We start from the raw sequence: 16,576 nt of genomic DNA on the forward strand, positions 1-16,576 counted from the left end.
CCCATCTGTTGTCGTTTGGGCAGTTTATAAGCAACCGCGCAGTAGTATAAAGGCAAGCCAGACGCTTTGATATGTCCATTTTTCCGGACGATAAGGAGATCGCGCGCATGGCTTTTCACACCTGGCAAATTGGACTGGATATTCAGAACCGGCAGTGCTGTGCCCTTGCCATCCTGCGTCGTCGCCGGGGTTGGCAATTATGCCACTGGTGGCAGCAACGGCTGCCGCAAGATACGTTAAGAAACGGTGTGCTGCAATCTTCCCCTGCATTGCTGTCTGTATTAAGCCAGTGGCGTAAGGTGTTACCACGGCGCTATACGTTACGGGTCTGTCTTCCCGCGCACCTGGCACTACAGCAACCGCTTTCTCTACCTGATCCGCCCTTAAAAGAACCCGCACTGGGCCGCTTTGTCCAGGCATCCGCTCAGCGTCTTTTCCCGGTGGACCCCAGTGAACTGGCCCTGGATTACCGTGTCGATACCAACCTGGAACGGCTAAGCGTCACGGCTGCACGGCGGGATGTCGTTACGCAGTGGCGGACACCGCTGGAGCAGGCCGGCCTTAAATGCTCTGTGTTTGAACTGGCGACGAACGCACTCAACATCGTCGCAGAACAGGCGCAACTGGCTGCGGGAAGTGTAGTGGTTTTACGTCAGGATGCACGTTACCTGTGGAGCGATGGCGTCAACGCCGCACTTTTTGCCGGAGAGGGTGATTTTGACGCGCTACGTGAGCAGGCTTTTCCCCACGCGACGTCGCTTTATTATTGTGATGCCGATAACGCATTGCCGCCGGCTGGCACGGTGCCGTTTTCTCCCCTGCAAACATTTCGCTATCAGCAGCCACCTTTGCCCGCGCATCCGGGGGCCTTCGTCCTGGCCGCCGGGCTGGCGTTGCGGAAAGAGGATTGCTGATGGTCGCTGTGAACCTTCTTCCCTGGCGGCACTGGCGCTGGCAGCGTCAACGGCGTCAGAGCTTACGTATGCTGGCTGTCACATCAGGACTGGTCGTGCTGCTGGTGGCAGGGCAGTGCTGGCGGGATCATAAGGCGCTCAGACGGGTTCAGCGTCAGCATGTCGGCCTCAGTCATGCCCTTAAGGCCGCTGAACAGCAGGTGGTGCAGCAACAGCGACTGCTGAAACAACTGGATGAGGCGCAGCAGCGCCGCCACTGGCTGCACCAGCAGAGCAGGCAGTTTCACGTCTGGCAGCAACTCTGGCTTGCGTTGCCTGCTTTGCTGCCTGACGGGCTGTGGTTAACGCGACTGGATAAACGGGAAACGTCGTTACAGCTGGAGGGCAAAGCGCAGCATATGCAGGAGATTCGCGTCTTTCGTCAGCGCTTAAGCGATGTGGCGCTGTTTTCACAGATCAAACAAGGCAATGTGCAACGCCAGCCTGAAGGGGAGTATCGCTTCGTCTTGCATATTCGCCTTAAGGAGGCGACTAGTGAGTAGCCTTACCGGGCACTGGATGCGGTTAGCTCCACCGCTGCGTTATGGCAGCCTGTTGGCGGGCGCGGTCTGCCTGCTGTGTGTGGCCTGGTGGACCGTGCTACAGCCGCAAAAACGGGTGCTGGCTGATGCCAGGCATCAATGCGTGCAGCAGCAGGCGCACCTGCAACAGCTGCAGCGACAGTTTGCCCGCTATCCCGCCCTTGCTGTTTTACAGGCACAACTTCAGCAGATTCAGATGGAAAAGCCAGCTGCGTCATCGACGCTGGAGGCGATTATCGCAGAACGGGGTGCAGCGCTTGAGCAGTGGCTGCCCGATGAACAGCCTCGAGCCCTCACTTTCCATCTGCAATGGGCCCAGTTTCCGCCGTTGTTTTCAGCGCTTTCAACGTCTGCAACGGCGTTTCCTGATCGCTTTCAGTTAACCGCTCATTCTGACTATCTGGTGGCGCAACTCTGGCTGGACGCTGATGAAACCCATTAGTGTTGTTCTGCTGTTACTCAGCTGTGGCGCTGGCGTTGCGCAGGCACGGGATCCGTTTCGTCCCCTTCCTGGCGCGGCTTGCCTGGCGGAGGTTGAACCTCTCAGCGAATGGCGTTTGCAGGGCATCATTGGTCGTGCTCCCCGGTTTCAGGGCTGGCTACTGACGCCACAGGGCAAATCTGTTCACGTCCTGAGCGACCAGCCTTTTCCGTTGTTCCCCTGGCAAACCCTCCGGTTTACTTCCCGTTCGCTTCAGCTATTTATTCCGGGCAGTTGCCCGGCCCAACGTTTCACGTTTCATCTCAAAGGACGCCTGCATGATAAGGATAGCGATTCTGACACTCCTGCTGTTTTGCCAAATCCCCGCTCACGCCAGCCCTGATGAGGGCCTGAGCCTCGCGTTTGATGATGCGCCGATTGAGCGCATTTTACAGGCGCTGGCTGATTACCAGCAGATCAACCTGATGATCTCCCCTGAGGTTAACGGAACGCTGTCACTGCGGCTGGACAACGTCTCCTGGCAACAGGCACTGTCGCTGGTCGCGCGGATGGCGCAACTGACTGTGCTGGAAGAAGATAACGTTCTGCTGGTTTATCCCGAGCGTTGGCAGCAGCAGCGGCGCGAAGCAGAAAAGGTACAACAGGCGGAAGCGCGTCAGCAGCGTCCTTTAATGCAGCGCAGGATCAACCTGCTCTATGCCAGTGCCAGTGAGGTGCATCGCAGCCTGCAAGGGGAACGCCAGTCGCTTATGACATCGCGCGGGAGCGCCTCTGTGGACACGCGCACCAACAGCCTGTTGCTGCGCGACACTGAACCGGCGCTGCAAGACACGGAGCGCTGGATTCAGGCGCTGGATGTGCCGCTGGAACAGGTTGAGCTGGCGGCCCATATCGTGACGATTAGTGAAGAGAATCTGCATGAGCTGGGCGTCAACTGGCGACTGTCTGAGGATAGTGAAAGCCTCAGCCGGGCTTTACATCACCCGCTTCTGGCTATTCCCCTGGGGCTGACCTCGCCCGCTGTTTCGCTGGGCGTCACGTTGTCGCGGACAGGCGGCAGAGTGCTGGATCTGGAGCTCAGTGCGCTGGAGCAGGAAAACCAGGTTGAAATCATCGCCAGCCCACGGCTTTTTACGTCGCATCAGCAAACCGCGTCGATTAAACAGGGCACCGAAATCCCTTATGAAGTCTCAGCCGGTAACAGCGGCGCAACCAGTATCGAATTCAAAGAAGCGGTGCTGGGCATGGAAGTCACGCCCACCGTTTTAGGCAGTGGCCGCATTCAGTTGAAAATACGTATCAGCCAGAACGTGCCGGGGCGCGCGGTTCAGACCAGCGCCTCGCAGGTGCTGTCGATTGATAAGCAGGAAATGGAAACGCAGGTGACGGTTAACGACGGGCAAACACTGGCCCTGGGCGGTATTTTCCATCAGCAGCGCACTCAGGGGCAAACGCAGGTGCCGTTACTTGGCCGTCTGCCTGTCGTGGGGGGATTATTCCGCCAGCAGGCTGAAGAACATAAAAAACGCGAGCTGGTGATCTTCATGACGCCGCGATTGGTCAGGGAAGCAGCGCTTACGGCACGATAAAACGGAAAATGTGCCCTTAAAGTTTAACTGCGTTGACGCAGGACAGGAATTAGCTTACAAGGTTTAGCGATTTTTAACACGTTGTAAGCGTCTGAGTTGGAAGAACCCGGCAAGCAGATGAGCGAATTCCTCTGTACGCAGTCATGTCACAACGCTTTACTGACGCCTTACAGTTTCGCGAACAACAGGCCAATTCAGAAATGGATGTGCTGTAAGCAATATAATCGGTTGCCAAACAGCCTTGAGTGTTGAGATAATTTTTCGTCTGACTCTTGCTAACGCTCATGAGGTCTCAGTTCCTGTCCCGCCAGTAAAATGCTGAAAGCGGGGTATCATTAACGAATTCTTAGTAATACCGACAAAATGGCAGAGAAACGCAATATCTTTCTGGTTGGGCCGATGGGTGCCGGCAAAAGCACTATTGGCCGTCAGTTGGCTCAGCAACTCAATATGGAGTTCTTCGATTCCGATCAGGAAATTGAGCGACGCACCGGAGCGGATGTGGGCTGGGTTTTTGACGTTGAAGGCGAAGCTGGCTTCCGCGATCGTGAAGAAAAAATCATCAATGAACTGACCGAGAAGCAGGGCATCGTCCTGGCGACCGGCGGTGGCTCCGTAAAATCCCGGGAAACACGTAATCGTCTCTCCGCCCGCGGCGTCGTGGTTTATCTTGAAACCACTATTGAGAAACAACTGGCACGTACGCAGCGTGACAAAAAACGCCCCTTACTGCAGGTCGAGTCGCCACCGCGTGAAGTACTTGAAGCGCTGGCAGCTGAACGCAACCCGCTGTATGAAGAGATCGCCGATGTTACCATCCGCACTGACGATCAAAGTGCAAAAGTGGTGGCGAATCAGATTATCCACATGTTGGAAAAAAGTTGATCCAACGTTTGAAAGCTCTTTGACAGGTATCGAGCATCATGGAGAAGATCACCGTTTCATTGGGGGAACGCAGTTACCCCATCACTATCGCCGCCGGACTGTTTAATGATCCGGCTTCTTTTTGGCCGTTAAAAGCGGGTGATAATGCCATGCTGGTCACGAACGAGACGCTGGCACCGCTTTACCTGGATAAGGTCACGGCGCGGCTAAAGGCGGCGGGAGTGAAGACGGATCAGGTGATTTTGCCCGACGGTGAGCAGCACAAAACGCTGGCGGTGATGGATCAGGTTTTTACCGCCCTTCTGCAAAAGCCCCACGGGCGCGATACCACGCTGGTGGCGCTGGGTGGGGGCGTGATTGGCGATCTTACCGGTTTTGCTGCGGCAAGCTATCAACGTGGTGTGCGGTTCATTCAGGTGCCGACCACGCTGCTGTCTCAGGTTGACTCGTCGGTTGGCGGAAAAACGGCGGTTAACCATCCTCTTGGCAAAAACATGATAGGTGCGTTTTACCAGCCCGCTTCGGTCGTGATTGATACGGAATGTCTCCGGTCACTGCCTCCGCGTGAGCTGGCGTCCGGTCTGGCTGAAGTGATTAAATACGGCATCATTCTGGACGGTGAATTCTTTCACTGGCTTGAGCAAAATCTTGATCGCCTCCTGGCACTGGATGAAGCCGCGCTGGCCTGGTGCATCCGTCGTTGCTGTGAGCTGAAAGCCGAGGTTGTCGCCGCGGATGAGCGTGAAAACGGTCAGCGCGCATTACTGAATCTGGGTCATACTTTTGGCCATGCCATTGAAGCGCATATGGGCTATGGCAACTGGTTGCATGGTGAAGCGATTGCCGCTGGTATGGTGATGGCGGCGCGAACCGCGCAACGTCTTGGTCAGTTCAGCGAGCAGGATTGCGAACGCGTTATCGCGTTACTGCAGCGCGCCGGTTTGCCGGTAAACGGACCGGTTGAGATGCAGGCCGAAGACTATTTGCCCCATATGATGCGCGATAAAAAAGTGCTGGCGGGCGAATTACGTCTGATACTGCCTTTGGCGATAGGCCGCGCTGAAGTGCGTGGTGGCGTGGCTCATGATATGGTGATGGCGGCAATTAATGACTGCCAGAAATCTTGATATTCAGCAGGTAAGTGGTGACGCGACGCGCGGGTGCGCAGTGCGAACGGCCGCTTTACGGAGGAGGCAAAATGGATGAGTTCAAACCGGATGATGAGTTAAAACCTGACGCCAGTGACCGTCGTCCCTCGCGCCCACGTAAATCGTCCTCTGCGACGAAAGCTCCGGTCTCGCGCCAGCACGTCATGATGGGCGTCGGTATCCTTGTGTTGCTGCTGCTCGTGCTGGGCATTGGCTCAGCGCTCAACGGCGCTGACGACAGCAAATCCGCGTCGTCCGCTACTGACAAAGGCACCGCCACCAGCGGGGCCGCAGGATCGGGCAACGGAAAAAATATTGATCTCAGTGGCTCCACCGCCATGAGCGGCGGTCAGAACGCCACGGGAATAGCACAGCCTTCCACCGGCACTCCGAATGCAGCAGGAGCGGAACCGGCAGCGGGGGCGACAAATGCGCCACGTGATATTTCCATGCCACCGGTTGCATCCACACCCACGCAGGCAGCCCCGGTTGAAACCCCGGCTAATCAGCAACGCATTACATTACCCGGCGACCTGAACAGCGCATTGACCAACCAGCAACAGCAGGTGGATGGCGCCGCACAGGGTGCAGAAGGCAGCAGTTCTCTGCCGACCGCACCCGCTACGGTGAGTGGGAAAGCAGGTGCAGCGGCGAGTCTTCCCGCTACAGGTCGTCAAAACGCCGCGCAGGCACCCGTCACGCCGCGTCATACGCGTGAGCCTGCCAGAACGGCGTCTAAACCCGCAGCCAGCGAGCATAAAACCCACACAACGCCAGCGTACTCATCCGTGAATAACGCGCCGGCAAAAGCGGCGGGCAGTAGCGCAACGGCCAGCAAATCAGTACCGGGCGGCAACTACACGTTGCAGTTGAGCGGCGCATCTAAAGCGGAAAGCCTGAATGCCTGGGCGAAGAAGCAAAACCTGAGTGCGTACCATGTGTATAAAACCACGCGCAATGGTCAACCCTGGTATGTGCTGGTCAGTGGTTCTTACGCCACGCCGGCCGACGCAAAGCGTGCCGTTGCGACATTGCCTGCAGAGGTACGTGCACAGAATCCCTGGGTGAAACCGGTCAGTCAGGTCAGGAAAGAAGCCAGTCAATAAGTGATGTGGGGCCTGCCCATGCGGGCCCTGTTTTAAGCGCAGATCTGCTGTCGGTTCAACCACAGCCTCACAATAAGATGTAATTACCACGACAGCATGAAAAAAAATCGCGCTTTTTTGAAATGGGCGGGGGGAAAATTTCCCTTAGTCGAAGAGATCCACCGTCATTTGCCGCAAGGTGATTGCCTGATCGAACCCTTCGTTGGCGCGGGCTCAGTGTTTCTTAACACCGATTTTGAACGCTATCATCTGGCCGACATCAACAACGATCTCATCAATCTCTACAATATTGTCAAAACGCGCACGGCGGATTTTATTCGCGATGCGCGTTTACTGTTTACCAGCGAAACAAACAGCGAAATCCGTTATTACCAACTGCGCACGGAGTTTAACCTCAGTCATGACGCTTATCAGCGTGCGCTGCTGTTCCTCTATCTGAATCGCCACTGCTACAACGGCCTGTGCCGCTACAATCTGCGTGGTGAGTTCAATGTGCCGTTTGGGCGCTATCGTAAACCTTACTTCCCGGAAGCCGAGCTGCTCTGGTTTGCCGAACGGGCGCAAAAGGCGACGTTTGTCTGTGAATCCTACGATGTTACCCTGAACAATGCCCAAAAAGGCTCTGTGGTATATTGTGATCCGCCGTACGCGCCGCTGTCCGCAACGGCTAACTTCACGGCTTACCACACCAACAGTTTTAGCCTGCATGAGCAGCAGCATCTGGCGCAACTGGCCGCAAAGCTGGCGTCTGAGAGTCAAATTCCGGTCCTGATTTCTAACCATGATACGGAACTGACGCGTTGCTGGTATCAGGATGCCGTGTTACATGTGGTCAAAGTCCGGCGTTCTATTAGCCGAAGCATAACCGGTCGCACCAAGGTCGACGAACTGCTGGCACTCTATAGCTAGTCTGTTTCGTCCGCGACCAGGGTACTACGCCAGCCATCATGCTGGCGCACAACAGTGGAGAATCGGATGAAACAATATTTGCTGGCCCCTTCCATCCTTTCGGCAGACTTTGCTCGCCTGGGTGAAGACACCGCGAAGGCACTGGCGGCCGGAGGCGACGTGGTTCACTTCGACGTAATGGACAACCACTACGTGCCGAATTTGACGATGGGACCGATGGTGTTGAAAGCGCTGCGTGACTATGGCATCACAGCCCCGATCGATGTGCATCTCATGGTGAAGCCAGTGGACGCGTTAATCCCCGAGTTTGCCAAGGCTGGCGCGACCTACATCACGTTCCACCCCGAAGCGAGCGAGCACGTTGACCGCACGCTGCAGTTAATCAAAGAGCACGGTTGCAAAGCAGGCCTGGTCTTTAATCCTGCCACTCCGCTCAGCTATCTCGACTATGTGATGGATAAACTGGACATCATTTTGCTGATGTCGGTGAACCCCGGCTTTGGTGGTCAGTCATTTATCCCCGGCACGCTCGACAAGCTTCGTGAAGCGCGTAAGCGGATTGATCAGAGCGGCTACAGCATTCGCCTTGAAGTCGACGGTGGTGTGAAGATTGATAACATTGCGCAAATCGCGGCAGCGGGTGCAGATATGTTCGTTGCCGGTTCGGCCATCTTTGGCCATCCGGATTACAAGAAAGTGATCGACGACATGCGGAACGAGCTGGAGAAAGCGAATGGCTCATTTCACTGATATTCGTGGGCTGGCCTTTGACCTGGATGGTACGCTGGTCGACAGCGCGCCGGGGCTGGCGGATGCGATCGATTTGACGCTGGCAGACCTGGCGTTGCCTGCTGCTGGCGTGGCGCGCGTATCAACGTGGATTGGGAATGGTGCCGACGTTATGATGTGCCGTGCGCTGACCTGGGCGCTCGGACGCGAGCCACACCCGGACGAGCAGCGTGATGCGCGTGTGCTGTTTGACAAACATTATGCCAGCACGGTGGAGGCGGGCAGTACCCTGTTTCCTCAGGTCAAAGAGACGCTGACACGGTTACAGGCCACAGGCATGCCGATGGCGATTGTGACCAATAAGCCGACGCCGTTTGTCGCGCCGCTGCTGCAATCGCTGGGAATCGACCAGGCGTTTTCGTTGATCATTGGTGGCGATGATGTGGTGGTTAAAAAACCGCATCCTGCCGCGATTTTTCTGGTGTTGGGTAAATGGGGGCTGCTGCCCTCACAACTGCTGTTTGTCGGGGATTCACGCAATGATATTCTGGCCGCGCAGTCTGCCGGCGTACCCAATGTCGGCATGACGTTTGGCTATAACTATGGTGAACCTATTGCCAGCAGCCAGCCCGATCTGACCCTTGACTCTTTTGACGAACTTTTGCCCGCTATCGGGCTGTAATTTATCAGGACATAAGCATGAGCAAACCCATCGTTTTCAGCGGCGCACAGCCGTCCGGCGAACTGACCATTGGCAACTATATGGGTGCGCTGCGTCAGTGGGTGCAGATGCAGGACGATTTCCACTGCATTTACTGTATCGTCGATCTGCACGCCATCACCGTGCGCCAGGATCCGGTTGCACTGCGTAAAGCCACCTTAGATACGCTGGCGCTCTATCTGGCCTGCGGCATCGATCCCGAGAAGAGCACCATCTTTGTTCAGTCGCATGTGCCGGAACACACGCAGCTCAGCTGGATTCTGAACTGCTACACCTATTTCGGTGAGCTGAGCCGCATGACCCAGTTCAAAGACAAATCCTCACGCTATGAAGAAAACATCAACGCGGGTTTGTTCAGTTATCCGGTGCTGATGGCTGCCGACATTCTGCTTTACCAGACCGCGCAGGTACCGGTGGGTGAAGATCAGAAACAGCATCTTGAGCTGAGCCGTGATATTGCGAGCCGGTTTAATGCGTTGTATGGCGATATCTTTAAGGTGCCGGAGCCGTTCATTCCAAAATCAGGCGCACGCGTGATGTCGCTGCTGGAACCGACGAAAAAGATGTCTAAGTCGGATGATAACCGCAACAATGTGATCGGCCTGCTTGAAGATCCCAAATCGGTGGTTAAAAAGATTAAGCGTGCGATGACCGACTCTGAAGAGCCGCCGGTTATCCGTTATGACATTAAAGAGAAAGCGGGCGTCTCGAATCTGCTGGACATCCTGTCAGGCGTAACCGGTACGCCGGTGACCGCGCTGGAGCAGGCGTTCGAAGGCAAAATGTACGGGCACCTGAAAGGCGCGGTCGCAGAAGCCGTATCGGGCATGCTGACAGACCTGCAGGAACGTTATCATCGCTTCCGCAACGACGAGGCGTTGCTGGAAAAGGTGATGCGTGACGGTGCACAGAAAGCCCGTGCCCAGGCGCAGGAAACCCTGAAAAAAGTCTATGAAGCGGTCGGATTTGTTTCTCAACCCTGATCGGTAACGTTGTAAGTCAAACGGCGAGCGAAGGCTCGCCGTTTTGATTTTCCCCCCGGCGTAATGGGCGGCGCAGGCTGACCACACTGCCGACAAAGGAAAATGACGGCCAGGTACCACGCGCAAACGGAGCGGAACGTGTGCCAACCCTTCTTGCGTTTCGCTTTCGGTAATCATGTCATCTTATTCGTCCCCGACCTTTTGCTCCCGCGCCTGACCTGTCCGCAGAGGCAGGGCGCCGGTTCGGCCTCGTACGCGCTAAGTGATTTAAATAACGAATAAAGTCATCTGGAGCAGGGCAGAGAGATCGTGTTAGCTTTACTTCGCAGCGCTTAACGCATGAGGAGCCCGGAATGACAACAGCACCACTTCGCTGGATAAACAATCTGCGTTTGCCCACCCGGGAAGGGCTGTGGCAGATAGAGATCGTGGAAGGAAAAATCGCCCGCATCACGGCGCAGCCTCAGCAGCTGTCAGCCGAGGGCGCAGCACTCGATGCGGAAGGCGGCCTGGCGTACGCGCCTTTTATTGAGCCTCATATTCACCTGGATACCACCCAAACGGCGGGTGAACCGGCCTGGAATCAGTCCGGCACGCTGTTTGAAGGTATTGAGCGCTGGGCAGAGCGGAAAGCCTTATTAAGTCATGAGGATGTAAAACGGCGCGCGATGCAAACGCTGAAATGGCAGATCGCGAATGGCATACAGTTTGTGCGCACGCATGTGGATGTGTCCGATCCGACGTTAACCGCCCTCAAGGCTATGCTGGAACTGAAAGCGGAGATGGCGCCCTGGATCACGATTCAAATCGTGGCGTTCCCGCAGGAAGGCATTCTGTCTTACCCTAATGGCGAAGCGCTACTTGAAGAAGCGCTGCGACTCGGCGCGGATGTCGTCGGCGCGATTCCCCATTTTGAGTTCACGCGGGAGTACGGCGTGGAATCCCTGCATAAAGCGTTCGCGCTGGCCAACCGTTACGACAGGCTGGTGGACGTGCACTGTGACGAAATTGACGATGAGCAGTCACGCTTCGTCGAAACCGTTGCCGCGCTGGCACACCGTGACGGGATGGGTGCGCGCGTCACGGCAAGCCATACCACAGCGATGCACTCGTATAACGGGGCTTATACTTCTCGTCTGTTTCGCTTACTGAAGCTCTCCGGCATCAACTTTGTTGCCAATCCCCTGGTGAATATTCACCTACAGGGTCGCTTTGACAGCTATCCCAAACGCCGCGGCATTACCCGGGTGAAAGAGCTGCTGGAGGCGGAGATTAACGTCTGTTTTGGCCATGACGACGTGTTCGATCCCTGGTATCCGCTGGGTACAGGCAATATGCTTCAGGTGCTGCATATGGGATTACATGTGTGTCAGCTGATGGGGTACGAGCAAATTAATGCCGGGCTCGATCTGATTACACGCAACAGTGCCAACACGCTGAATTTAGCAGAGTACGGTATTCAGCGTGGTCATGACGCCAGTTTTATCATTCTGCCCGCAGAAAACGGTTTTGATGCGGTCAGGCGGCAGGTGCCGGTGCGTTATTCGCTTCGGCGTGGAAAGGTCATCGCGGCGACGCAGCCCGCAGAGAGCAAAATCTGTCTGGAAACGTGGGAAGCGGTGACCTTCAGGCGTTGAAGCAAAGGGCGGCGCGTTGCCGCCGCCCTGAGAGGATTAATGCGTGATATGACCGTGCGAGCGGTGTTTGGTCACCAGGCCCAGCAACGCACACATGATAAACACCACGGCGTACAGGCCATTTGCCGTTAGCAGCGCGCTGTGCACGCCGCTGTTTTTCACAATGGGTGACGTAACGACGAAGGTCAGCATGGTACCCACGGTGCCACAGGTCAGAATAAAGTTAACCAGCTTGGGAGACGCGACTTTGGTTTGTAGAGAGCCGAGCGTAATGATGGTGGTATAGATCGCGCTTGAGCTGAAGCCCAGCGTCAGAATAATCCACCGCAACATGCTTGCATCCTGGCTGCTTACGAACCAGTACATCAGCACCGTGGCCAGTCCTGCCAGTACCATCAGAATACGTTGCAGATCGAAGAAGCGCAGCAGGAAGCTGAATACCCACATGCCGACCATATAAGCGGTCCAGAAGCTTCCTACCAGTTGACCGGCATCATCAATATTCATGCCCATCACTTTGGTGGCATATTCAGGCACCCAGGAAATAAAGCCGAGCTGGCCAAGAATGTAGCATAAGGCGGCAATCGCCAGTAACAGTACGCCCAGCCCCCATTTTTCTTTTTCAACCGTTGGGCTGTTTTCTGGCTTACGCAGAACCGGAAACTCCACGAATAACGTCATGATAAAAATACCGACGTAAATGACGCCAATGCAGACGTAAACCCAGTACCACGGCAGATGACGTGCCAGTAAAATGCCGGCCAGAATCGGGAAAATGGTGCCAGCCATACTAAAGAAGGAGTCCGTGAACAGCAGGCGTGAACCCCGTTGGCGGCCTTCGTACATGTGGGTAATCAGGAACGTCCCAATCGACATGGTGATACCACTGACGACGCCCAGTACGAACATGCACAGCGAAAATACCGACAGATCCCGGCTGGTCATCAGTCCGATAACGGCTAATACCATCAGCACAAAGCCAAAAATCAACTGGCGTTTGAGCGGCACAATGACCATCAACCAGGCATTAAGGAAAACGGCAGCCAGGATGCCACTGTTCAGGAAAGTGAAGGTGTTACCCATACTGTCGATGGGAATCTGGAAATCTTTCGCGATATCACCCATTACCATACCGGTGACAATCACCAGGGCACCGGTGAGCGCATAGGAAAGAAAGCTAATCCAGGTAAGGCCGATACGATTACGATTTGTCATGTTCTGAACCTGTTGGGAAGCGGGAGCGCTGAAGCGGCAGAAATTGTAAACGGAACCGTGATCTTAATAAACTAAGAGTGAAAACTGTTGTCATTCATTTCATCAATACTGTGATTTTAGTCACGAAGCGGAAGCAATCTTTTTCAGGCGTTTTTGGGTGCGTTTAGCGTAAATATAGGTAAAACGCTGGCTCTTGTATTACATGCTCTTTACAATCAATATCGTTTTTGAGCTAGCTCTCCAAAGTAAGGAATTACTCATGTTTAAACGTACTTTGACAGCGGCAGTTGCCCTGTTAGCGCTCTCTTCTGTTTCTGCCTCAGCTTTAGCGGCCAAAGGTGATACGCATGTCCTGCTGACCACTTCTGCCGGTAACATCGAACTCGAACTGAATAATCAAAAAGCACCGATCTCCGTTAAAAACTTCGTTGATTACGTTAACAGTGGTTTTTACAACAACACGATTTTTCACCGCGTTATCCCGGGTTTTATGATTCAGGGCGGTGGCTTTACCAATGAAATGCAGCAAAAACAAACCAATGCGCCGATCAAAAATGAAGCGGATAATGGTCTGCGCAACCTGCGCGGCACCATCTCCATGGCGCGCACCTCCGACAAAGACAGCGCCACCAGCCAGTTCTTTCTGAACGTCGCTGACAACGCCTTTCTGGATCATGGTCAGCGCGATTTTGGCTACGCCGTCTTTGGTAAGATCGTGAAGGGCCAGGACGTCGTGGACAAAATCTCTCAGGTGCCAACCAAAGATGTCGGGCCTTACCAGAATGTTCCCGTCAAGCCGGTGGTCATTTTGTCGGCAAAAGTCCTGCCCTGATTGTCTTGATTGCCATCCCGTTTCCGGCAAAGGGAAAATTTGCTCTTATACTTAGGGCAAACCTGAGCAGGAGGCGGTATGGCAAATACACTCACAGACAAACAGAAGGCAGCGCTCTGGCGACAGCGGCGGAATGCCAGCTATCGGGCAAGCTGTCGGCTTGAAGGCTTTACCCTGACGGAACCGGAGGTTAAGGGTGAAGAGGCGGAAGCCCGTCTGGCCTCATTAAGGAGGCAATATGGCTGCTAATACTGCCGTCACGCAGGATCCCTACCTGTGGCAAAACGACACGGTCCTCAAAAACCGTCTCGATATTCATGATGAGGCACAGTTACGAAAAGCGGAACTGAGCTTTAGCGCCGCCCGGCTTGCCACGCTTGAACTGGGCCCACCCAAAATCGGCCTGCCTTACCTGTGTCACATTCACCGTACGCTGTTTCAGGATGTCTACAGTTGGGCCGGCGAACTCCGCACGCTGGACATCTGGCGCGACGAAACCCCTTTTTGTCACTTCGAATATATCGAAAAAGAGGGTAATGCACTCATGGCCGCGCTAGAAGAAGAGAACGGCCTGGCCGATCTGCCTTTAGCTGAGTTTGCGAAACGCGTCGCCTGGTATTATTGCGAAATCAATATGCTTCATCCTTTTCGCGAAGGTAATGGCCGGGCGCAGCGTATTTTCTTTGAGCAACTGGCCCTGCATGCAGGTTACCTGCTGGAATGGGAAAAACTGAATCCGGAAGAGTGGGTCAGCGCCAGTCAGGCCGGTGCGGCAGGGGATTTACAACCGCTGGAAGACGTCTTTGCCAGCATCGTCAGCGAAGCGCATCCTGTCTGAACCCCGTTCCCGCCAGGGAGGCGAGCGCGTCTCCCTGCGCCTGATAGTCTGTTTTCCTCACATCACACTCACGTCACACCGCATGATAAGATACGGCTCTGGTCCTCATTCCGGATGCCGGGCCTTGTACGTATCCTTCTGATCTGCCTGAAATCATAACCATGCTGCTGCTTATTGATAATTACGATTCTTTCACCTGGAACCTGTACCAGTATTTTTGCCAACTGGGCGCGAACGTTCAGGTGGTAAGAAATGATGCCATCACTCTGGATGAAATGACGGCGTTGCCGTTAACCCACCTGGTGATTTCACCCGGCCCCTGTACGCCCGATCAGAGCGGGATCTCATTACAGGCCATTCGCCACTTCGCCGGTCGCCTGCCGGTGCTGGGCGTTTGTCTGGGGCATCAGGCCATCGCCCAGGTGTTTGGTGCGCAGGTCGTGCGTGCGCGCGAAGTCATGCACGGTAAGACGTCTGCTGTTCAGCATAACGGCTGTGGTGTATTTCGCGGTCTGAATCAACCGCTGACCGTAACGCGTTATCACTCGCTGATTGTGAAAGCCGATACGCTGCCTGATGAATTTGACGTCACCGCATGGAGTTTACGTGACGGTCAGCCCGACGAAATTATGGGCATCCGTCATAAAACGCTGGCACTGGAAGGCGTGCAGTTTCATCCTGAAAGTATTCTCAGCGAACAGGGACATCAACTGCTCGCTAATTTCCTGCAACAGTAAAGTTGTGTTTGCCTTTAAGTGATTTTTTATGCATATTTCATGATTATTATTTCATCATGAACCAACTCATCAGTTTGCGAGGTTGTCAATGGCAGCGGAAAACATTGCGGTAACACGGGAAACGTTCGATCAGGTTATTTTGCCTGTTTATGCACCTGCGCAGTTTGTACCGGTAAAAGGCAAAGGAAGCCGGGTGTGGGATCAGCAGGGTAAAGAGTATATCGACTTCTCGGGTGGGATTGCCGTCACCGCGCTGGGCCATTGTCACCCGGCGCTGATTGAAACCCTGAAGAAACAGGGCGAAACCCTGTGGCACACCAGCAATGTGTTCACCAATGAACCGGCTTTGCGCCTGGCCAGCAAACTGATTAACGCCACCTTCGCGGACAGAGTGTTTTTTGCCAACTCCGGCGCAGAAGCCAACGAGGCCGCGTTTAAGCTGGCGCGTTATTATGCCTGTAAACGTCATAGCCCGTTTAAAAGCAAAATTATTGCCTTCCATAATGCCTTTCATGGCCGGACGCTGTTTACGGTCACGGTAGGCGGCCAGCCAAAATATTCCGACGGTTTTGGCCCAAAACCCGCTGACATTGTGCATGTGCCCTTCAACGATTTGGCGGCAGTGAAAGCCGTTATCGACGACCACACCTGTGCGATTGTCGTTGAGCCCATTCAGGGTGAAGGTGGCGTCATGCCGGCCACGCCAGAATTTATGCAGGGGCTGCGTGAGCTCTGCGATAAACATCAGGCGTTGCTGGTGCTGGATGAAGTTCAGAGCGGTATGGGGCGCAGCGGTAAGCTGTTTGCTTATGAGCACTACGGCGTCACGCCAGACATTCTGACTTCGGCGAAAGCGCTGGGCGGTGGTTTTCCTGTCAGCGCGATGCTGACCACCGAGGAGGTGGCGTCAACGATGGCTCCTGGCGTGCATGGCACCACCTATGGTGGCAATCCGCTGGCCTGTGCGATTGCTGAAACCGCGCTGGATCTGATCAATACGCCAGACGTGCTGAACGGCGTGGAATCCCGTCGCCAGCAGTTTGTCGAGGCACTCAAGGCGATTGATGCCCGTTACGATCTGTTTAGCGATATTCGCGGCAAAGGCTTACTGGTAGGCGCGGCCCTGAAGCCGCAACATGCCGGAAAATCACGCGATATCCTCAATGCCGCCGCGGCTGAAGGCGTTATGGTGCTGGTGGCTGGTACGGATGTGATGCGTTTTGCCCCTTCACTGATTATTGAACCCGCCGATATTGAAGAAGGCATGGCGCGCTTTGCCAAAGCGGTCGGGAAAGTCCTGGCTGCCTGAG

General features: G+C 54.9%; 19 protein-coding genes. 18 read left to right on the plus strand and 1 reads right to left on the minus strand.

The window, feature by feature from the left end; translation table 11 throughout:
- The first annotated feature begins 107 nt into the window (after positions 1 to 107).
- The 13 genes from pilM (at position 108) to C1N58_RS19235 (ending at position 11,644) form a co-directional block, all read left to right on the plus strand.
- Positions 108 to 914 (plus strand): pilus assembly protein PilM, encoded by an 807-nt coding sequence (gene pilM / locus C1N58_RS19175; protein WP_394564419.1) that lies wholly within the window; start codon positions 108 to 110, stop codon positions 912 to 914.
- Positions 914 to 1,456 carry a PilN domain-containing protein gene (locus C1N58_RS19180; protein ID WP_058701420.1) on the plus strand — a complete coding sequence of 181 codons (543 nt, stop codon included), beginning with the start codon at positions 914 to 916 and terminating at the stop codon, positions 1,454 to 1,456. The genes pilM and C1N58_RS19180 overlap by 1 nt, the downstream gene beginning before the upstream one ends.
- A complete protein-coding gene (gene gspM, locus C1N58_RS19185; RefSeq protein ID WP_172913555.1) occupies positions 1,449 to 1,937 on the plus strand; it encodes a type II secretion system protein GspM in 489 nt (162 codons plus the stop codon). The genes C1N58_RS19180 and gspM overlap by 8 nt, the downstream gene beginning before the upstream one ends.
- Positions 1,924 to 2,319 (plus strand): HofP DNA utilization family protein, encoded by a 396-nt coding sequence (locus C1N58_RS19190; protein ID WP_058715068.1) that lies wholly within the window; start codon positions 1,924 to 1,926, stop codon positions 2,317 to 2,319. The genes gspM and C1N58_RS19190 overlap by 14 nt, the downstream gene beginning before the upstream one ends.
- Positions 2,255 to 3,526 carry a DNA uptake porin HofQ gene (hofQ, locus tag C1N58_RS19195; protein WP_394564420.1) on the plus strand — a complete coding sequence of 424 codons (1,272 nt, stop codon included), beginning with the start codon at positions 2,255 to 2,257 and terminating at the stop codon, positions 3,524 to 3,526. The genes C1N58_RS19190 and hofQ overlap by 65 nt, the downstream gene beginning before the upstream one ends.
- A gap of 363 nt (positions 3,527 to 3,889) precedes the next feature.
- Positions 3,890 to 4,411, plus strand: a complete 522-nt coding sequence (gene aroK, locus C1N58_RS19200) for a shikimate kinase AroK (protein WP_033741572.1) — start codon at positions 3,890 to 3,892, stop codon at positions 4,409 to 4,411.
- Between the two features lie 38 nt (positions 4,412 to 4,449).
- Positions 4,450 to 5,538 carry a 3-dehydroquinate synthase gene (aroB, locus tag C1N58_RS19205; protein ID WP_058701419.1) on the plus strand — a complete coding sequence of 363 codons (1,089 nt, stop codon included), beginning with the start codon at positions 4,450 to 4,452 and terminating at the stop codon, positions 5,536 to 5,538.
- 71 nt (positions 5,539 to 5,609) lie between these two features.
- Complete coding sequence (locus C1N58_RS19210) at positions 5,610 to 6,665, plus strand: SPOR domain-containing protein (protein ID WP_054686915.1); 1,056 nt, start codon at positions 5,610 to 5,612, stop codon at positions 6,663 to 6,665.
- A gap of 96 nt (positions 6,666 to 6,761) precedes the next feature.
- A complete protein-coding gene (gene dam, locus C1N58_RS19215) occupies positions 6,762 to 7,574 on the plus strand; it encodes an adenine-specific DNA-methyltransferase (protein ID WP_394564421.1) in 813 nt (270 codons plus the stop codon).
- Between the two features lie 66 nt (positions 7,575 to 7,640).
- Entirely contained in the window at positions 7,641 to 8,324 is a 684-nt protein-coding gene (gene rpe / locus C1N58_RS19220; RefSeq protein WP_006120997.1) for a ribulose-phosphate 3-epimerase, read from the plus strand.
- A complete protein-coding gene (locus C1N58_RS19225) occupies positions 8,308 to 8,985 on the plus strand; it encodes a phosphoglycolate phosphatase (RefSeq protein WP_006120996.1) in 678 nt (225 codons plus the stop codon). Before rpe ends, C1N58_RS19225 begins: the two co-directional genes overlap by 17 nt.
- Positions 8,986 to 9,002: 17 nt before the next feature.
- Positions 9,003 to 10,007, plus strand: a complete 1,005-nt coding sequence (gene trpS, locus C1N58_RS19230) for a tryptophan--tRNA ligase (RefSeq protein ID WP_033741566.1) — start codon at positions 9,003 to 9,005, stop codon at positions 10,005 to 10,007.
- Positions 10,008 to 10,360: 353 nt separating this feature from the next.
- Positions 10,361 to 11,644 carry a cytosine deaminase gene (locus C1N58_RS19235; RefSeq protein ID WP_039342664.1) on the plus strand — a complete coding sequence of 428 codons (1,284 nt, stop codon included), beginning with the start codon at positions 10,361 to 10,363 and terminating at the stop codon, positions 11,642 to 11,644.
- 36 nt (positions 11,645 to 11,680) lie between these two features.
- On the opposite strand, the gene tsgA is transcribed toward C1N58_RS19235, so the two are convergent.
- On the minus strand, positions 11,681 to 12,859 hold the full coding sequence (gene tsgA / locus C1N58_RS19240; RefSeq protein ID WP_006120993.1) for an MFS transporter TsgA: 1,179 nt from the start codon (positions 12,857 to 12,859) through the stop codon (positions 11,681 to 11,683).
- Positions 12,860 to 13,118: 259 nt separating this feature from the next.
- Here tsgA and ppiA point away from each other — a divergent pair, with 259 nt between their 5' ends.
- From ppiA to C1N58_RS19265, 5 genes are all read left to right on the plus strand, one after another.
- Entirely contained in the window at positions 13,119 to 13,691 is a 573-nt protein-coding gene (gene ppiA / locus C1N58_RS19245) for a peptidylprolyl isomerase A (protein ID WP_033741562.1), read from the plus strand.
- A 78-nt stretch (positions 13,692 to 13,769) separates the two neighbouring features.
- Positions 13,770 to 13,940: a YhfG family protein gene (locus tag C1N58_RS19250; protein WP_006120991.1), complete on the plus strand. Its 171-nt coding sequence runs from the start codon at positions 13,770 to 13,772 to the stop codon at positions 13,938 to 13,940.
- Positions 13,930 to 14,529 (plus strand): putative adenosine monophosphate-protein transferase Fic, encoded by a 600-nt coding sequence (locus C1N58_RS19255; RefSeq protein ID WP_006120990.1) that lies wholly within the window; start codon positions 13,930 to 13,932, stop codon positions 14,527 to 14,529. Before C1N58_RS19250 ends, C1N58_RS19255 begins: the two co-directional genes overlap by 11 nt.
- 161 nt (positions 14,530 to 14,690) lie before the next feature.
- A complete protein-coding gene (locus C1N58_RS19260; RefSeq protein ID WP_006122311.1) occupies positions 14,691 to 15,266 on the plus strand; it encodes an aminodeoxychorismate synthase component II in 576 nt (191 codons plus the stop codon).
- Positions 15,267 to 15,354: 88 nt separating this feature from the next.
- Positions 15,355 to 16,575, plus strand: coding sequence for a bifunctional acetylornithine/succinyldiaminopimelate transaminase (locus C1N58_RS19265; RefSeq protein WP_033741559.1), 1,221 nt, complete (start codon positions 15,355 to 15,357; stop codon positions 16,573 to 16,575).
- Position 16,576 lies beyond the last annotated feature (1 nt).

Source organism: Pantoea sp. SGAir0180 (assembly GCF_043546245.1).

What these genes read in the sequence shown, in the direction of transcription:
- trpS (WP_033741566.1), top strand. Translation starts at nt 9,003, where the DNA reads ATGAGCAAACCCATCGTTTTCAGCGGCGCACAGCCGTCCGGCGAACTG.
- C1N58_RS19180 (WP_058701420.1), top strand. Translation starts at nt 914, where the DNA reads ATGGTCGCTGTGAACCTTCTTCCCTGGCGGCACTGGCGCTGGCAGCGT.
- C1N58_RS19235 (WP_039342664.1), top strand. Translation starts at nt 10,361, where the DNA reads ATGACAACAGCACCACTTCGCTGGATAAACAATCTGCGTTTGCCCACC.
- rpe (WP_006120997.1), top strand. Translation starts at nt 7,641, where the DNA reads ATGAAACAATATTTGCTGGCCCCTTCCATCCTTTCGGCAGACTTTGCT.
- C1N58_RS19190 (WP_058715068.1), top strand. Translation starts at nt 1,924, where the DNA reads ATGAAACCCATTAGTGTTGTTCTGCTGTTACTCAGCTGTGGCGCTGGC.
- C1N58_RS19225 (WP_006120996.1), top strand. Translation starts at nt 8,308, where the DNA reads ATGGCTCATTTCACTGATATTCGTGGGCTGGCCTTTGACCTGGATGGT.
- aroB (WP_058701419.1), top strand. Translation starts at nt 4,450, where the DNA reads ATGGAGAAGATCACCGTTTCATTGGGGGAACGCAGTTACCCCATCACT.
- C1N58_RS19250 (WP_006120991.1), top strand. Translation starts at nt 13,770, where the DNA reads ATGGCAAATACACTCACAGACAAACAGAAGGCAGCGCTCTGGCGACAG.
- ppiA (WP_033741562.1), top strand. Translation starts at nt 13,119, where the DNA reads ATGTTTAAACGTACTTTGACAGCGGCAGTTGCCCTGTTAGCGCTCTCT.
- tsgA (WP_006120993.1), bottom strand. Translation starts at nt 12,859, where the DNA reads ATGACAAATCGTAATCGTATCGGCCTTACCTGGATTAGCTTTCTTTCC.
- C1N58_RS19265 (WP_033741559.1), top strand. Translation starts at nt 15,355, where the DNA reads ATGGCAGCGGAAAACATTGCGGTAACACGGGAAACGTTCGATCAGGTT.
- C1N58_RS19210 (WP_054686915.1), top strand. Translation starts at nt 5,610, where the DNA reads ATGGATGAGTTCAAACCGGATGATGAGTTAAAACCTGACGCCAGTGAC.
- C1N58_RS19255 (WP_006120990.1), top strand. Translation starts at nt 13,930, where the DNA reads ATGGCTGCTAATACTGCCGTCACGCAGGATCCCTACCTGTGGCAAAAC.
- hofQ (WP_394564420.1), top strand. Translation starts at nt 2,255, where the DNA reads ATGATAAGGATAGCGATTCTGACACTCCTGCTGTTTTGCCAAATCCCC.
- pilM (WP_394564419.1), top strand. Translation starts at nt 108, where the DNA reads ATGGCTTTTCACACCTGGCAAATTGGACTGGATATTCAGAACCGGCAG.
- aroK (WP_033741572.1), top strand. Translation starts at nt 3,890, where the DNA reads ATGGCAGAGAAACGCAATATCTTTCTGGTTGGGCCGATGGGTGCCGGC.
- C1N58_RS19260 (WP_006122311.1), top strand. Translation starts at nt 14,691, where the DNA reads ATGCTGCTGCTTATTGATAATTACGATTCTTTCACCTGGAACCTGTAC.
- dam (WP_394564421.1), top strand. Translation starts at nt 6,762, where the DNA reads ATGAAAAAAAATCGCGCTTTTTTGAAATGGGCGGGGGGAAAATTTCCC.